12 protein-coding genes are annotated in these 15,678 nt (G+C 73.8%); 1 reads left to right on the plus strand and 11 read right to left on the minus strand.

Annotated features, from left to right (window positions below; translation table 11 throughout):
- Positions 1-6 precede the first annotated feature (6 nt).
- Positions 7-1,089, minus strand: a complete 1,083-nt coding sequence (wecB, locus tag QI554_RS39630; protein WP_281477550.1) for a non-hydrolyzing UDP-N-acetylglucosamine 2-epimerase — start codon at positions 1,087-1,089, stop codon at positions 7-9.
- A gap of 76 nt (positions 1,090-1,165) precedes the next feature.
- Here wecB and QI554_RS39635 point away from each other — a divergent pair, with 76 nt between their 5' ends.
- Positions 1,166-1,597, plus strand: a complete 432-nt coding sequence (locus QI554_RS39635) for a phospholipase (protein WP_281477551.1) — start codon at positions 1,166-1,168, stop codon at positions 1,595-1,597.
- 108 nt (positions 1,598-1,705) lie between these two features.
- Here the strand turns inward: QI554_RS39635 and QI554_RS39640 are convergent, their stop codons facing one another.
- The 10 genes from QI554_RS39640 to QI554_RS39685 form a co-directional block, all read right to left on the minus strand.
- Positions 1,706-2,704, minus strand: a complete 999-nt coding sequence (locus tag QI554_RS39640) for a Gfo/Idh/MocA family protein (RefSeq protein WP_281477609.1) — start codon at positions 2,702-2,704, stop codon at positions 1,706-1,708.
- Positions 2,705-2,709: 5 nt separating this feature from the next.
- Positions 2,710-3,798 carry a DegT/DnrJ/EryC1/StrS family aminotransferase gene (locus tag QI554_RS39645; protein ID WP_281477554.1) on the minus strand — a complete coding sequence of 363 codons (1,089 nt, stop codon included), beginning with the start codon at positions 3,796-3,798 and terminating at the stop codon, positions 2,710-2,712.
- The gene (locus tag QI554_RS39650) at positions 3,798-4,481 is read right to left on the minus strand and encodes an acyltransferase (RefSeq protein ID WP_281477556.1); all 684 of its coding nucleotides are present in this window, start codon (positions 4,479-4,481) and stop codon (positions 3,798-3,800) included. The genes QI554_RS39645 and QI554_RS39650 overlap by 1 nt, the downstream gene beginning before the upstream one ends.
- A 29-nt stretch (positions 4,482-4,510) precedes the next feature.
- The gene (locus QI554_RS39655; RefSeq protein WP_281477557.1) at positions 4,511-5,731 is read right to left on the minus strand and encodes a glycosyltransferase family protein; all 1,221 of its coding nucleotides are present in this window, start codon (positions 5,729-5,731) and stop codon (positions 4,511-4,513) included.
- A gap of 10 nt (positions 5,732-5,741) precedes the next feature.
- The gene (locus QI554_RS39660) at positions 5,742-6,521 is read right to left on the minus strand and encodes an ABC transporter ATP-binding protein (protein ID WP_281477559.1); all 780 of its coding nucleotides are present in this window, start codon (positions 6,519-6,521) and stop codon (positions 5,742-5,744) included.
- Positions 6,505-7,413, minus strand: a complete 909-nt coding sequence (locus QI554_RS39665) for an ABC transporter permease (RefSeq protein ID WP_281477561.1) — start codon at positions 7,411-7,413, stop codon at positions 6,505-6,507. Before QI554_RS39665 ends, QI554_RS39660 begins: the two co-directional genes overlap by 17 nt.
- Before the next feature lie 148 nt (positions 7,414-7,561).
- Entirely contained in the window at positions 7,562-9,091 is a 1,530-nt protein-coding gene (locus QI554_RS39670; RefSeq protein WP_281477563.1) for a glycosyltransferase, read from the minus strand.
- Positions 9,088-10,674 carry a glycosyltransferase gene (locus QI554_RS39675; protein WP_281477565.1) on the minus strand — a complete coding sequence of 529 codons (1,587 nt, stop codon included), beginning with the start codon at positions 10,672-10,674 and terminating at the stop codon, positions 9,088-9,090. Before QI554_RS39675 ends, QI554_RS39670 begins: the two co-directional genes overlap by 4 nt.
- Positions 10,667-14,074, minus strand: coding sequence for a glycosyltransferase (locus tag QI554_RS39680; RefSeq protein WP_281477567.1), 3,408 nt, complete (start codon positions 14,072-14,074; stop codon positions 10,667-10,669). The genes QI554_RS39675 and QI554_RS39680 overlap by 8 nt, the downstream gene beginning before the upstream one ends.
- Complete coding sequence (locus tag QI554_RS39685) at positions 14,074-15,612, minus strand: glycosyltransferase family 4 protein (protein ID WP_281477568.1); 1,539 nt, start codon at positions 15,610-15,612, stop codon at positions 14,074-14,076. Before QI554_RS39685 ends, QI554_RS39680 begins: the two co-directional genes overlap by 1 nt.
- Positions 15,613-15,678: the final 66 nt, after the last annotated feature.

Here is a 15,678-nt window from a genome sequence, read left to right on the forward strand (position 1 = left end):
TGTGGATCAGCCGGCCGCCAAGGCCTCGACCACCTGTTCGGACGCGAGGCCGGTGCCGTAGGGGTGGCCGGGGGCCGCCGCCGGCGGGTGGCGGCGGACGGCCTCGGCGAGCGCCCCGGGGTCGGGGCACAGGACGTTCCAGCCGCCCTCGAGCGTCTCGGGCCACTCGGTCTCGGTGCGCAGCGTCGTGCAGGGGCGGCGCAGCAGGAAGGCCTCCTTCTGGAGGCCGCCGGAGTCGGTGACGACACCGCGGGAGCCGAGCACGGCGCGGACCGTGTCGGGGTACGGGAGCGGCCGGACGAGCCGGACCGCGCCACGCGCCGGCTCGACGCCGGCCGCGGCGGCCTTGGCGCGCAGCCGGGGGTGGGCGAGCAGCAGGACGGGCAGCGGGAGTTCGGCCAGCGCGTCGAGGACCGCGCGCAGCCGCTCCGGGTCGTCGGTGTTCTCGGCCCGGTGCACCGTGGCCAGCAGGTAGCCGCCGTCGCGGAGTTCGTCGCCCGGCGGGTCGGGGAGCGCGAGCGGAAGGCCGGCGACCGCGTCGCGCACGCGCAGAAGCACGTCGGTCATGACGTCGCCGACCATCCGGGCCCGCGCGGCCAGCCCCTCTCCGGCCAGGTTGCGGAACGCGAGCGGTGTGGGGGCGAGCAGCAGGTCGGCGGCGTGGTCGGTGAGGACGCGGTTGTGCTCCTCGGGCATCGCGCGGTTGTGCGAGCGCAGGCCTGCCTCGAGGTGCGCGAGCGGGAGGTGCAGTTTGGCGGCGGAAAGCGCGGCGGCGAGCGTGGAGTTGGTGTCGCCGTAGACCAGGATCCAGTCGGGGCGTCCGTCGCACAGCCCGGGGTCGGTGAACACGTCGTCGAGCGCGGCGAGCATCGCGCCGGTCTGCGCGCCGTGGCCGCCCGAGCCGATGCCGAGGTGGACGTCGGGGGCGGGGATGTGCAGGTCGGCGAAGAAGACGTCGGAGAGCTCGGCGTCGTAGTGCTGACCGGTGTGCACGATGCGGTGGGTGTGCCCGGTCCCCGCGAACGCCGCCGACACGGCCGCGAGTTTGACGAACTGGGGGCGGGCGCCGACGACGCTGACGACCTTCACGCGGCCAGCCTAAATCGCGCGACACGCGCCGCCGGGCGACGCGGGCTCCTCGAACGGGTGACTACTGTCCGTGTTCATGAAGACACGCATCCGTCTCAGCGTCCTGGCCGCCTCCGTGGTCGGCGCGGTGACCCTGAACCTGGCCCCCGCGTTCGCCGCCGACGCCGCCGACCCCGTCGCGGCCGTGGACCGGCTGATGTTCTCCGACAGCCTGTCCGCCTTCGTGGGGGCTCGGGCGGCCGCCGACCGCCCGGCGAACCTGGACTGGTCGTCGGACGGCTGCACGGGCGTTCCGGACGCGCCGTTCGGCTACGACTTCACGACGGCCTGCTGGCGGCACGACTTCGGCTACCGCAACTTCAAGGACCAGGGCCGCTTCACCGAGGACGCGCGCGGCGACATCGACGACGTCTTCCGCAAGGACATGCACCACCTGTGCGACGGCCGCCCGCTGTGCGACGCGACCGCCGAGCTGTACTCCGGGGGGGGGCCCCCGCTCGGGGGCTGACGCCGGGGTTCCCGCCGGTGGTGTGAGCCGCGGAGGCCGGGCGGTGTGTGCGACCGCCCGGCCTCCGCGCGGGCCGGCCCGGACGGGGGTGGCCGGGCCGGCCGTTCCTCAGGCGTCGACGGCGACCGTGAGGCCGCCCGACGCCGAGTCGAGCATCGCCTGGGCGACGACGACGTTCACCAGGCCCTGCCGCATCGTGACGATGTCGGTGTCCTTGCCGAGCACCGCGTCGCGGAAGGCCTCGTGTTCGGTCAGAAGGGGTTCGGGCTTGGCGATGGCGTACCGGATCATGTCGCCCTCGGAGACGCCGCGGAAGTTGCGCAGCGCCTCCCACTGGGTGAGCATCTCGGCGTTGTTGTGGAAGGACAGGTCGACGTTGAGGGTGTCGGCGATCAGGCAGCCGCGCTCCCCCGTCACCACGGTGACCCGCTCCTTTATCGGCGACAGCCAGTTGACCAGGTGGTTCGTGACGGTGCCGTCGGCGAGTTGGCCGACGACGGCGACGAGGTCCTCGAAGTCGCGGCCGCTCTTGTACGCGGTGCGGGCGGAGACCGAGCGGTAGCTCTGTCCGGTGACCCACGCGGTCAGGTCGATGTCGTGGGTGGCCAGGTCCTTGACCACGCCGACGTCGGAGATGCGGTTCGGGAACGGACCCTGACGGCGCGTCACCACCTGGTAGACGCTGCCGAGCTGGCCTTCCTCGAGGCGCGCGCGCAGCTGCTGGAGCGCGGGGTTGTAGCGCTCGATGTGGCCGACCGCGCCGATCAGGCCGGCGTCCTCGAAGGCCTGGGCGACCCGGCGCGCGGACGGGATGTCCTGCGCGAGCGGCTTCTCGACGAGCGCGTGCACGCCGGCCGCGGCGAGCGCGAGGCCGAGTTCCTCGTGGCACGCGGTGGGCGCGGCGACGACGCAGTAGTCGAGGCCCAGCGCCAGGAGTTCCTCGACGGTGCGGCACAGCGGGACGCCGACGGCGACGCCGTGCGGGTCGCCCATGGGGTCCGCGACGCCGACCAGGGTGACGTCGCTGAGGCCGCGCAGCACCCGGGCGTGGTGGCGGCCCATCATGCCCAGGCCGATGAGCCCCGCGCGCAGCGGGGCTCCGGCGATCGGGCTCACGGCGCGACCACCGCTTCCACGATCGCCTTCAGGTGGCTTTCCTTCAACGCGGGGTGGACGGGCAGCGACAGCGCCTCGCGCGCGGCGCGCTCGGTCTCCGGCAGGTCGAGTCCGAGCCGGAACGAGGGCAGCCGGTGCACCGGCACCGGGTAGTAGACGCCGGTGCCGACGCCGCGGTCGGCCAGCCGCGCGGCGAACGCGTCGCGGCCGCCGGGGAAGGCGTCGTCGGTGACGCGGATCGTGTACTGGTGCCACACGTGCGTCGCGCCCGGGGCGACGGTGGGGGTGGTGAACGGCGAACCGGCCAGCCCGGCGGTGAGGAACGCCGCGTTGGCCTGCCGCTGCGCGGTCCAGCCGGCCAGCCGGGTCAGCTGGACGCGGCCGATCGCGGCGTGCAGGTCGGTCATGCGCGTGTTGAAGCCGACGATCTCGTTCTCGTACCGCTTCTCCATGCCCTGGTTGCGCAGCAGGCGCAGGGTGCGGGCGATCGCCGGGTCGTCGGTGACGACCATGCCGCCCTCGCCGGAGGTCATGTTCTTCGTGGGGTACAGGCTGAACACCGCGGTGCGGCCGAACGCGCCGACCGCGGTGCCGTTCAGCGTGGCGGCGTGCGCCTGGCAGGCGTCCTCGATCACGGCGAGGCCGTGCCGTTCGGCGACGGCGCCGATCCGGTCCATCGCGGCGGGGTGGCCGTACAGGTGCACCGGCATGATCGCCGCGGTGCGGGGGGTCACCGCCGCCTCGACGGCCGCCGGGTCGAGGCAGAAGTGCGTGGGCTCGATGTCCGCGAAGACCGGCGTGGCGCCGACCAGCGCGACCGCGTTGGCGGTCGCCGCGAAGGTGAACGACGGCACGATGACCTCGTCGCCCGGACCGATGCCCATGGCCAGCAGCGCCATGTGCAGGCCCGAGGTGCCGGAGTTCACGGCGACTGCGGTGCGTCCGTCGACGATCGCCGCGAACTCCCTTTCGAACGCGGCGACCTCGGGTCCCTGGGCGACCATGCCGGAGCGCAGCACGCGGTCGACCGCGTCGCGCTCCTCGACGCCGAAGAGCGGCGCGGCGGCGGGGATGGATCCAACCATCAGGGGAAAACCTCCGAGAGGGTCTCGTCGGACTCGATGTAGCGCGCCCCGGTTTCCGGGCACACCCACCGGCTGACGGCCGGGTTCCGGTCGCCGCCTCCGCGCTCCCCCGAGTCGGTCCCGGTGTCCTCGGCCGCGCCCTCGCTGAGGTCCGCGACCAGGGGGACACCGGCCTTCCCCACCCACTTGACGCGTCGTGCCGGTACTCCCGCAACGAGTGCGAAGTCCGGTACGTCACGGGTGACGACCGCGCCCGCCGCGATCAGGGCCCACCGGCCGACCGTGACGCCGGCGACGATGACGGCGCGCGCGCCCACCGCGGCGCCCTCGCGCACCGTGACGCCCTGGGCCTCCCAGTCGCCGCCGCGCTTGAGCGTGCCCTCCGGGTCGACCGAGCGCGGGTACATGTCGTTGGTGAGCACCGCGGCGGGTCCGACGAACACGCCGTCCTCCAGCCGCGCGGGCTCGTACACCAGCGCGTAGTTCTGGAGCTTGACGTTGTCGCCGAGCACCACGTCGGGCCCGACGTAGGCGCCGCGCCCGACGATGCAGCCGCTCCCGAGCACCGCCCCCTCGCGGACCTGCGCGAGATGCCAGACGACGGTGCCGTCCCCGAGCTTGGCCCGGTCGTCGACATCGGCGCTCGGCATGATGCGCGCACCGGAAGGGTCAACGTTGCCCATGGACTCCACGCGGCACTCCCTAGGTCTCGTCAGGAACTGCGCGTGGCCGCACGGACGAGATCCCCTGTGGTGCGGGCGAGTTCGTCGGACGGCGAGGCGCCGGCCAGGTTCCCGACGGACCACGCCACGGCGGCCGTGCGCAGTGCCCGGAGCTCCTCGGGGCGGTCGGCCCACGCGCGGAGGATTCGTCCGGCATCCTCGGCGTCACGGACCACCCGCCCGGCCCCGGACTCGTGGACGATCCTAGCCATTCGCGGCAGGGGGGTGGCCAGCACCGCCAGTCCGCTGCCTAGGTATTCGTAAAGCTTCGTCGGCACCGCTTCGCGGAACGCGGGGGTGTCGTGCAGCAGCGCGAACCCGGTCCACGCGCCGCGCGCGATCCGCCACGCCTCGCCGGGGGCCTGGCGGCCGTGCAGCCGGACGCGGTCGGCGGCGGGCGAGCCGGCCCGCCAGTCGTCGAGCCAGGCGCGGTCGGCGGCCGCGACCGGGCCGACGATGTCGAGTTCCCACGGCGCGGCGGACTCGATCGCGGCGAGCATGGTCGCCAGTCCGCGGGAGCGGCGCACGTCGCCGATGTAGACGGCGCGCGGCACCGCGTCGGGTTCGCCGGGCTCGGGCAGGTAGCCGCGGTCGGGCAGGTTCTTGACGACGAGCCGGCGGCGCGCGGTGAGCGGCGGCACGTGGTCGTCGGCGACGACGGTGACGTCGGCGCGCCGGCTGACCGCGGTGCACAGCCGCACCAGCGCGCGGCCGAGCCGGCCCTTCCACGACGCGCCCCACGGGCGGTCGCGCAGCAGTTTCGCGTAGTCCTCGTGGACGTCGACGACGAGCCTGCCGCGGCGCAGCAGCCGCACGGCGGCGGCGACCGGCACCAGGTCGGGGTCGAGCGTCACGAGCACGCGGCCGCGGGCGCGCAGCGGAACGGCCAGGTCCCGGCGGGCGCGGGCGAGCGCGCCGCCGCGCGGTCCGAGAGCGACCACGCGGACGCCCGCGGGGGCGGCGACCGGGTCCCCGAGGCCGATCGCCTCGACGGTCAGGCCGGCCCGCAGCAGGGCGGCGGCGGTGCGGTGCAGGCGAGCGTCGGCGAGGTCGTGTCCTGAACTGATGATGCTGACGTCGCAGCGTCCGGCGACCGGCGGCGCCGGCGGCGGGACTTCGAGGAGCGGGGCCGGGTGCGGCACGGGAAGGAACGGAACATCCGATTCCGTTTGGGCGGCACGGGTGTCCGCCGCGGCGGAGGTCTCGGTCATGGTCGGCGGGTCACACGTCTTCCATGGCGAACGCGTCCTCGCCCACCTCGAGGAAACGCATATAGGCGGCGATGATCGCCTCGGGCTCGCCCTGGTCCATCAGCTTCCCTTTGTGCAACCACAGGCAGTGGTTGGCCATTTCGCGGACACTGGCCATGCCGTGGCTGACCAGGATGATGGTGCGCGCGGCGCGGCAGAGCTCGTCCATCTTGCGGGCCGCCTTGCGCTTGAACGCCGCGTCGCCCGCGGACAGCGCCTCGTCGACCAGCAGGATGTCCGGGTCCATGTGCACGCCGACGGAGAACGCGAGGCGCTGGTACATGCCCGAGGAGTACGACTTCATGGGCATGTCCATGAACTCGCCGATGTCGGCGAACGCCGCGATCTCCTCGTACTTCTCCTCGACCTCGGCCTCCGCCTTGCCCTGCGCGAGGCCGCCGAGGATGACGTTCTCGCGGCCGGTCAGCTGGCTGTTGAAGCCGACGCCGAGCGCGAGGAGCGTGCTCACCCGGCCGTGCACCTCGATGCGGCCCCGGGTGGGCGGCAGGATGCCGGCGATGGCGCGCAGCATGGTGGACTTGCCGGCTCCGTTGGCGCCCACCACGCCGAGCACCGTGCCGTGGTCGATCCGCCACGACACGTCGCGCACCGCGGCGATCTCCTTGACCATGCGCTCGCGGCGGCCGGCCCGTTTGATGGCGCTCTTGAGGGTCGGCACCTTCTCGACCGACGCGCGGTAGGTGATGGACAGGTGCTCGACCTTGACCGCGAGCTCAGATGCGGTAGGCAAATTCACGCTCCCGGGAGAGGAAGAACCAGGCCCCGCCGACCAGCGAGACGAGCGCCCACGCGGTGCCGTAGAGCATGAGGACGGCGTCCGGCGCGCGGTCCTCGAGGATCACCTGGTTCCACGAACCGATGATCGGATAGAGGGGGTTGACCTTGAAGATCCACAGCAGCCAGGTGTTCCCGGCGAGTTTGAGCTTCGCCTGCGAGACGGTGAACAGCACCGGCGACAGGTAGATCCAGATCCGCAGCGCGTACGGCAGCAGGCTCGAGGTGTCGCGGAAGTACACCGCCATGGCGGCGAACAGCAGGCCGCAGCCGAAGCTGAAGACGGTCTGCACGACGAAGATGGGCACCAGCCATGCGAACGCCAGGCCGACGGCGCGGCCGGCCGCGAGGTGCGCGACGGCGTACACGACGAGCGTCGGCCAATACATCATGAACGACGAGAACAGCGACGAAAGCGGCAGCAGCGCCTTCGGAAACGCCATGTTCATGATCATCTTGCCGCCGCCGGTGATCGACGTCGACGACAGCTGGATGATGTTGCGCGTGTAGTAGTAGGAGAACAACCCGGACAGGATCACCGTGAACCCCATGAGCGGGTTGCGGTGCTGCGACCCCGCCAACACGGTCACCAGCATGAAGTACACGGCGGCCAGCAGCAGCGGGTTGATCACCAGCCACAGCTGGCCGAACACCGTCTCGTAGTTGCGGCCCTTCAGCGTGGCGTGCGCCATCCGGTAGGCGAACCGGCGCCGCTCCCCCACCTCGCGCAGGTATGTGCGCAGTGGGGGGAGGTGCGCCGCGTACGGCTCGTAGACGTGCACAGGCACGCCCTCCACCGCCCCGGCCCTGCCTGCGACCTGCGACGCCTCGGCGTCCAACACCACCACTACCGGTTCTCCTCGGCTGCGGGGTACACCCCTCGGAACTTGTGGGACGTGCGAATGAAACGCTCCGTACGGGTGGATAACGACGGCAGCCGCGAAACCGTACGCCGCGGGTCGAAGTGAATCCGGAACGTCCCGGAATCGCCGGGGATCAGGCCGGTATGGCGGAGGACCGGCCCGGTGCCGGCGCGGGTTCCACGGCGGTCTCCGCGAACGGACGCCGCCCCGGCCGGGGTTCCGGCGTACGGCCGACGAGCCGCGCGTACAGGCCGACCAGCACGGCGGCCTGGCCCTCCCACGAGTTCTCGGCGAGCAGCGCCTCGTCGTAGGCCGCCGCGTACCCCGCGCGGTCCGCCAGCACCTTGCCCACCGCCTCCGCGAACGCCTTCGCGTCGCGCCCGCGCAGCCGCGCGTCGTCGGCGTCCCCGGTCGCGCGCACCGGGAACACCTCGCCGCAGCGCAGCTCCGCGGTCTTGTCGGCCATCGCGGTGACGTCGGAGACGACCAGCGGGAGCCGCGCGTGCATGTACTCGTAGTACTTGGTGATCAGGGCGATCTCGTGGTTCACGGTGTGCAGGATCGGGATCACACCGACGCTCGCCGACGCGAGGAACTCCGGTACCCGGTGCGGCGCGACGTACGGCGCGGTGTGCAGCCGCCCGGCCGCGCCGATTTCACCCGCACGTGCGACAAGGGAGCGCACGTACGGGTCGCCCTGGTCGCCGCACACCACCACCGCGTGCACGCCCGGCAGCAGCGGCAGCGCCTCCACCATGACGTCGACGCCGCGCGCGGGCGAGACCGCGCCGCTGTAGACCAGCAGCGGGACGTCCGCGCCCAGGCCCAGCACGTCGCGCAGCCCCGGCCCGGCCTCCTGGGCCGCGTCCCGCGGCAGGCCCGTCATCGGGGCGTTGGCCACGACCGTCGGACGCTCCGGCAGCCCGTACTTGTCCTGGAGCATCGCGGCCAGCGTCGGCGACACGGTGGCGACCGCGTCGGCGCGGCGCACGAACTCTCGTTCCAGGCCCGTGTAGGCGAGCTTGCGCTGGGTGGGCATGTGCACGCCGTCGACGTACTCGTGCGCGTCGTACACGACCTTGGGCCGGGTGCCGCCGCGCCGGGCGACGCGGTCCGCGATCCGCACGCCGATGCCGGGGGTGTGCATGTCGTGCGCGTGGATGACGTCCGGCCGGAACTCCTCGACCAGCGCGCTCCACGCGTCCTCGAGCAGCAGCAGATGGCGCGCCGTGCGCCGCCAGTCACCGCCGCGGATGTAGACCTTCCACAGCGTCTCCTTGGCCTTGGCCTTGACGCCGGGGCCGCCCGTGCCGGGCTCCTTGACGCTCTTCATCAGGCGGCGCCGCACCTTGTAGTCCACGCCCACCGCGAAGCTCGCCGCGCGCAGCGCCCCGGCCCGCGCCCGGTCGGCCGGCGCGGTCGAACCCGCGTACCGGGCCGAGCGGATCCTGAAGCGGTTCGACAGGCCGGTCCGCACGACGCGGGCCGCGCCGATGTACGTCACCTCGGCGGGCGACCCGGCGGGCGTCGCGGGCGTGTTCGGGTCGTAGCCGAGCAGGAGGACCTCGAACCCGGCCTCCGCCGCCGAGTACGCCGCCTTCTGCACCCTCGAGTCCCGCGTGATGTCGTTGGCGACCAGCATCGCCACGCGCGGGCGCGTCACGGGGAGACCCCGAGGAAGTCCGCCAGCACCCGCGCGCTGCGCGTGCCGTCGTGGTGCTCGCGCACATACGCCGGGCCGCGCGCCGCCAGGGCCTTCGCGTCGTCGCGCTCCGCCAGCACGCGCTCGAGTTCCTCCCGCAGGGTCTCCGGGTTCGCGTTCACCAGCGGCACGTCTTCGGGCAGGTGCTCGGCCGTCGACTCGTGCACGTAGCAGAACGTCAACCGGCCCGCGGCCATCGCCTGCACCGACATGACGCCGTACGCGCCGAACACGAACTGGTCCAGCACGATGTCCGCGTCGGCCATCAGCGCCGGCATGTCGGCGTGCGACACGCCCTTGATCCGGCGGTACTCGATCACGCCCGCGTCGTGCAGCTCCTGCACGACCGGCTCGATCAGCGCCGTGCCCTTGGTGAAGGGGCTCGACGGCGCGTGCACCACCACCGGCCGCTCCCGCTCAAACGGTTCGCGGTCGCACGCCCACGCGTCGGGATCGACGACCACGGGAAGCCAGGCCGCGTCCGGCACGTCGTGCAGCAGGTCCGGCGTCGACACGAACTTCGGCACGTCCATCGCCCGGACCACCGGCGCGAACCGGTCGACCTTGCTCTGCAGCGAACGCGTCAGCTCGTGGTCCGGGTCGAACGGCGAGAACGGCACCCGCTCGCGTTGTTTCGCGGGGTCGCGGATCTCCGAACCGTGGAACGCCAACGCGAGCGCGACACCGGCCGCGCGCAGCTCGGCGGCGTCGGCGTTCGCCCACGGGCCGTTCAGCCGGCCGAACGGGGGGTGCGCGCACTCGGCCAACACATGCGTGAAGTTGTCCAGCACATGCGCGAGTTGGCCCAGCTGCCAGGTGCGCGACAGCCACTCGTCCGTCGACACGCTGCGGTCCGCCGGGTAGCCGAACGTGTTCGTCGAGCTCAACGCCCAGGTCTCGGTACGCACGCCCGGCAGGTGCGCACGCACCGCGCCCGCCCACGCGTGGCCCTGGCCGGCGGTGTTCGTCGGGCCGACGCCGAGCACGACGCCCTCAGGCTGGGCGGCCTTCGCGTCCAACGTGGCCGCCTTGCCCGACGAGGCCTGGGCGACGGGCGCGAACGCCTCCACGTACGGCTGATAGGCGGCGTCACAGCGGACCGCCCAGCCCGCGTCGGCCGCGGCCTCGGCCCACACGTCCCGCCGCACCGTCTCCAACCGGCGGCGGGCCATCCTGCGGCGCATCCCCGTCACCAGCCCCGGGCCCGCGAGCGCCGCGACGTCCGCACGGGCCAGGGCGATCTCGGCCGCCGCGGCGGCGTCCACCGGCACCGTGAGCAGCCGCACCACACCCGCGCCCACCACCTCCGCGGACGTCGCCGCCTCGGCGGCCTCCGCGGGCGTCGCCAGCAGCACGTAGTTCCCGGCCTCGGCCAGCGCGCGGGCCTCCGCCGTCACCGCCCCGGACGGATCGGCGGGCGCGTCCGCAGCCAGGACGACGCGCGGGAGGCCCGCCGGGGGCGGCGCCGCGACCTCGGGCGTCTCCGCCTCCGGCTCGGGCTCCGGCGCGACGGTCGCGACGGTCTCGGATTCCGTGTCAGCCATCGGAAGTCTCCTTGGAGTCGAGCGGCGGACCTGACGAAACGGCGAGGAACTGCGCGAGCACGGCCGCCGAACGCCGGCCGTCGTGGTGCAGGGCCACGAACCCCGGCCCCTCGGCGGCCAGTCGGCGGGCCGCGTCACGGTCGTCGAGAACGGCGGCCAACGCGGCGCGCAACGTGCGCGGCGTCGCCTCCCATTGTGGGAGCGCGGGCGTCCCGTAGCGGGCCCGAACCGCAGACGCGGTGTGCCCGACCACAAGCCGGCCCGCGGCCATCGCCTGCGCGGCGAGGACGCCGACGTTGCCGACGGCCAACTGGTCGACGACCACATCCGCGTCCGCGACCAACGCCGGCATGTCGGCGGGCGGCACCCCTTCGACCCGCCGGTACTCGACGAGCCCGCGCCCGGCGAGCTCGCCGACCACGGCGTCCACCACCGACGAGCTCTTGAGCGCCCCGCGCGACGGAGCATGGAGCACAACGGGCCGAGCCCGCCTCAGCGGCTCCGCCCCGGGCCCGAACCGCGCCACGTCGACAACCACCGGCAGCCAACGGGCCTGCGGCCACCGGTCGAGGACGAAGTCGAGCAGATCAGGCGTCGACACGAACACCGGCCCGTCCCACCCGACGAGATCGGCGACCCGGGCGTCGACCTTGGGCTGGAGCTCCTGCGACACCTGCGCGTTCGGATCCGCGAACGGCGACTCGGCGTAGAGCTGACGATGCCGCCGCGGGTCCCGGATATCCGACCCGTGAAAGACGAGCCCGACATCGAGCCCCGCCTCCCGCAGCACCCGAGCCTCCGCAGCCACGGACCCGGCCGCCCTGCCGGTGAGCGGCAGCCCCGACTCGATCAGCACATGGGTCGCCGCCCCGACGAGGTGCCGACGCAGCGCGAGATGCACGGACGCGGACTCCCACCCGCCGGAGGACAACCACCGGTCAGCGGGAAACGCCAACGGCCCTTCCCGCCGCAAAGCAAGCACCTCCGCCCGCGCCGAGGGGAGAGCAGCCTCAACGCTACGAGCCCACGCCCAACCCTGCCCGGCCATATTGGCGGGCCCGATGACGAGGGACGGCGGTTCGTCGCCTCGCGACTTCGCGCGTGCTCGTCGGCCGCGCGGGCCGTCGGCCCGCTCCGTCCCCTCGTCGAGCACCCGGATCTCGTCGGCGCGTGGCAGGCACGTCCGTTCCATCGCCTTGAGCGCTCGCCGGACGAGCCGACGTTCGTCGGGCGGCGCCGCGGGTCGGTGGTAGGTGACGCGCGTGGATCGGAGGGTGTGTGCGGCGTGGGACGCGATCATCAGCGCCACCGGGTCGCACGCGTGGATCGTCTGTGGGGCCAGCGCGCGCAGGACCGGTGTGAGCGCCACTTCGGCGTCGACGGCGTCCGGCAGGGCGTTCGGCCAGGTCAGGGGTGGGAGGGCCGGGATCCTGCGGCGGGGTGGTTCGTGGCCGACGAACTCGGCGTAGATCCGGGCGGCTCGGGCCTGGGTCTCGTCGGTTCCGCGGCGGCGGTCGCGGCCGGCGGCGACCGTTCGGGGGGTCGGCACGCTGAGGAGTTGGACGGCGTCGGGTGCGGCCACCGGGTCGCGGGTGCTCGCGCCGGGGCCGCCCGGGTCGGGGGCCATCAGCACGACGTCGAGGCCGTCGGCGCGCAGGCCGGCGGCGAGGGACCGGACCCCCGGGCGGTCGAGGCCTGCCGGGCTGCCGACCAGGACGACGGCACGGGCGGGGGGTGCCTCTACGTTTGCGGCGTCGGTGAGTTCGCCCGGAGGTCTGCCCAGCGCGGGTACCGCCGTCGCGTCGGCGTGTTCGACCGTGGTGGCCTCGTCGGAGGCGAACCACCCGTCGGGCGCCGGTTCGTCGGCCAGGGTGCCGCCCGCGCCCGGTTCCGGCCTCAGGCCCGTCAGGCGCTCGTACAGGTCGGCCACGTTGTCCGCCTGCCGGTCCCACGAGTGCTCCGCGAGCAGCCCGTCCTCGGCGTACGGCTTCACGTAGCGGGCCCGGTCGTCGAGGACCTTCCGTACCGCGGCGGCCAGTCCCGCCGCGTCCCCTGCCCGGAACACCTCGCCGCAGCCGAGGGACCGGGTGAAGGCCGCCATCGTCTTGACGTCCGACACGACGATCGGCAGTCCGGCGTGCATGTACTCGTAGTACTTGGTGATCAGCGAGATCTCGTGGTTCGGCAGGTGCCGCAGCGGGATGATCCCGACGGTCGCGGTCGCGAGGTGGTCGACGACGGCTTCCGGTTCGACGTAGGGCACGAAGTGGAACCGGCCCGCGACCCCCAGTTCGTCGACCCGTGCCTCAAGTTCGTCGAAGTAGGGCCGCCGGTCGCCCGCCACGACCACGGCGTGCGCCTCCGGCAGGGAGACGAGTGCCTCGGCCAGGGTGTCGACGCCGCGTTCCGGCGCGAGCCAGCCCGAGTAGACCAGGACCGGGACGTCGTCGGGCAGCCCCGCCGCACCCCGTACGCCGCCGCCGGGCGCGGCTCCTTCGGGCCTGGCCAGCCGGGGCGCGTTGGTGGCGACGGTGGGTCGCGCCCGCAGCCGGTGCCGGGCCTTGAGCAGGTCGGCGAGCGTGCCGGAGACCGTCACGACGCCGTCGGCGCGGCCGATGAGTTCGCGTTCCAGGCCGACGTAAGCGGCCTTCTGCACCGGGTCGGGGTACCCGGCTCCCGGGATGAACTCCTGTGCGTCGTAGACCAGGACGGTCGGGAGCCCGGCTTCGCGGGCGCGGCCCACGGCCCGGGCGCCGACGCCGAGCGCCGTGATGTCCTGGGCGTGGACGACCGCAGGCCGCAGCGCGTCGATCTCGGGCCCGAACGCGGCCTCGAAGTCGACCAGTTGGGGCTGTGTCGCCCGCCAGCCCGAGCCTTCGGCGAGCCACGTGTAGACGGCCGCGCGGGCCTTCGCGCCGGGGCGTGCGACGCGGGCGATGTGCGCGCTGTGCCGCCGGGTCGCGGTGCGCCGCAGCATGTGCCGTGCGCGCGCCGCGTTCACCCCGGCCCGTTTGAGGCCGTGCACGGCGCGTGCCGTGGCTGTGGTCGCCTGGCCCTGGTCGGCGGCGAGTTCGCGGCGTTTGAAGTTCACCGCGGCACGGTCGGCGACCTCGTCGTCGCGGCTGAGGAACCCGACGCGCCCCAGCACGCCGCGTTGCCGCAGGGCGCGCCGGTACGGTGCGGCGAGTGCCGGCACCGGCACGCGGATGACGGTCGCGGCCCCGGGCCCCGGCCCACCCAGCACGGTGACCTCGCGCGCGTCGGTGCGGGAGCGACCTAACACGACGACGTCCCAGCCGCGTTCGGCCATCGCGAGGGCGAGCTTCTGGACCCGCGAGTCCCCGGTGATCCAGTTCATCCGCAGCAGCACCAGGCGCGGTGCCGCCGCCTCGCCGGCCATCAGGGCACCAGCCGCTCGTACAGTCCGAGTAGGGCGGGCACCTGTGCCTCCCAGGTGTTGCGGTCGAGGAGGTCGCCCGCGTAGGGCTTGGTGTAGCGCGCCCGGTCGGCGAGCACCGTGGTGACGGCGGCGGCGAACGCGGCGGGGTCGCCCGCGGGGTAGACCTCGCCGATGCCCTGCTCGCGGGTGAAGGCGCCGACCGTGCGCAGGTCGGAGACCACCAGCGGGAGCCGCGCGTTCAGGTACTCGTAGTACTTACTGGGCAGCGACAGCTCGTAGTTCGGCGAGTGCAGCGACGTGACGACGCCGACGCTTCCGCCCGCCAGGTGCGCGACCAGCCGCCGCGGTTCGACGTAGGGCAGCATGTGCAGCCGGTCGGCGACACCGAGCCCCGTCGCCTGCGCCTCGAGCGCGTCCACGTACGGGTTGCGCGCGGTGACCATCGCGAGGTGGACGCCGGGAAGCGCCGGGAGCGCAGCCACGGCGGTGTCGAGGCCGCGCTCGGGGGCGGTCATGCCGGAGTAGACGAGCAGGGGCACGTCGGGGCCGAGCCCTGCGGCCTCGCGCACGTCCGGCAGCGGCTCCGCGTCGTCCCCGGCCGCGAGTTCGGCCACCGTCGGGGCGTTGCACACGACGGTGGGCGGCTCGGCGAGCCCGTGGTCGTCGGCGAGCAGCCCGGCGATGGTGTCGGACACGGTGACGACGCCGTCCGCGAGCCGGATGTACTTGCGCTCCTGCGCCGCCATGGCGGGACGGAACGCCGGGTCGCCGGGGCGTTCCCAGCCGGCGATGTACTCGTGCGCGTCGTACACGACCTTGACGGGGTGCCCGGACGCGCGCAGTTTGAGGGCGGCTCGGGTGGCGAGGCCGATGGTGTCGAAGTCGTGCGCGTGCAGCAGGTCGGGCGCCAGTTCGGCGATGACCGGGGCGAACGCCGCGTCGAAGTCGACCAGTTGGGGCTGGGTGAGCCACGCGCCGCCGTCCCGGCCGAGGCCCACGGCGAGGCGGGTGCGGGTCGGGCCGCCGGCGCGCGCGGCGGACCGGTCGTACAACCGGCGGCGGGCCTCGATCCAGTAGCCGCGCGCGCGGTCGACGGCGGTCAGGCCCGTGACGCGCAGGCGGGCCGCCAGGTCGCCGTCGAGTTCGGCGAGGCGGCGTTCGACGGCGAGGTCGGCGCGCAGCGCGCGGCGGGCGTCGACACGCATGCGCGCCTGCTCGCCCGAGCGGTAGCCGAGCCGGCCGGCGACGCCGCGCGGCGGGTGGTCCCTGCGGAAGGTCTGCGCCGTCATCCGAAGGGGGAGGCGAATCACCCGTGCGGGTCCGATCGCGTACTCCTCACGAGTGACCCCGCGCGCCCGGCCGAGCAGCACGACGTCCCAGCCGGCCTCGGCGACGGACCGCGCGGTCTTCTGCACGCGCGAGTCCCCGTCGACGAAGTTGCCGACGACCATGACCGCGCGCCGCCGCCGTTCCGGGCCGGTCGCGGCGCTCTCCGGCGCGCCCGCCGCGGGCCCGCCTGGTGCTGCCGGATGGCTCAACTGCTCGCTCGCTCTCACGCTTGTGGGCGGTCGGCTCGGGTGCGCGGCCCGGCTCCCGCGGCCAGT

The sequence above is a fragment of the Yinghuangia seranimata genome, from assembly GCF_029953285.1.
Taxonomy (GTDB): Bacteria; Actinomycetota; Actinomycetes; order Streptomycetales; family Streptomycetaceae; genus Yinghuangia; species Yinghuangia seranimata.

Coding starts and splice junctions, on each gene's coding strand:
- QI554_RS39635 (WP_281477551.1), top strand. CDS start 1,166: ATGAAGACACGCATCCGTCTCAGCGTCCTGGCCGCCTCCGTGGTCGGC.
- QI554_RS39645 (WP_281477554.1), bottom strand. CDS start 3,798: ATGGTTGGATCCATCCCCGCCGCCGCGCCGCTCTTCGGCGTCGAGGAG.
- QI554_RS39650 (WP_281477556.1), bottom strand. CDS start 4,481: ATGGGCAACGTTGACCCTTCCGGTGCGCGCATCATGCCGAGCGCCGAT.
- QI554_RS39655 (WP_281477557.1), bottom strand. CDS start 5,731: ATGACCGAGACCTCCGCCGCGGCGGACACCCGTGCCGCCCAAACGGAA.
- QI554_RS39675 (WP_281477565.1), bottom strand. CDS start 10,674: ATGGCTGACACGGAATCCGAGACCGTCGCGACCGTCGCGCCGGAGCCC.
- QI554_RS39680 (WP_281477567.1), bottom strand. CDS start 14,074: ATGGCCGGCGAGGCGGCGGCACCGCGCCTGGTGCTGCTGCGGATGAAC.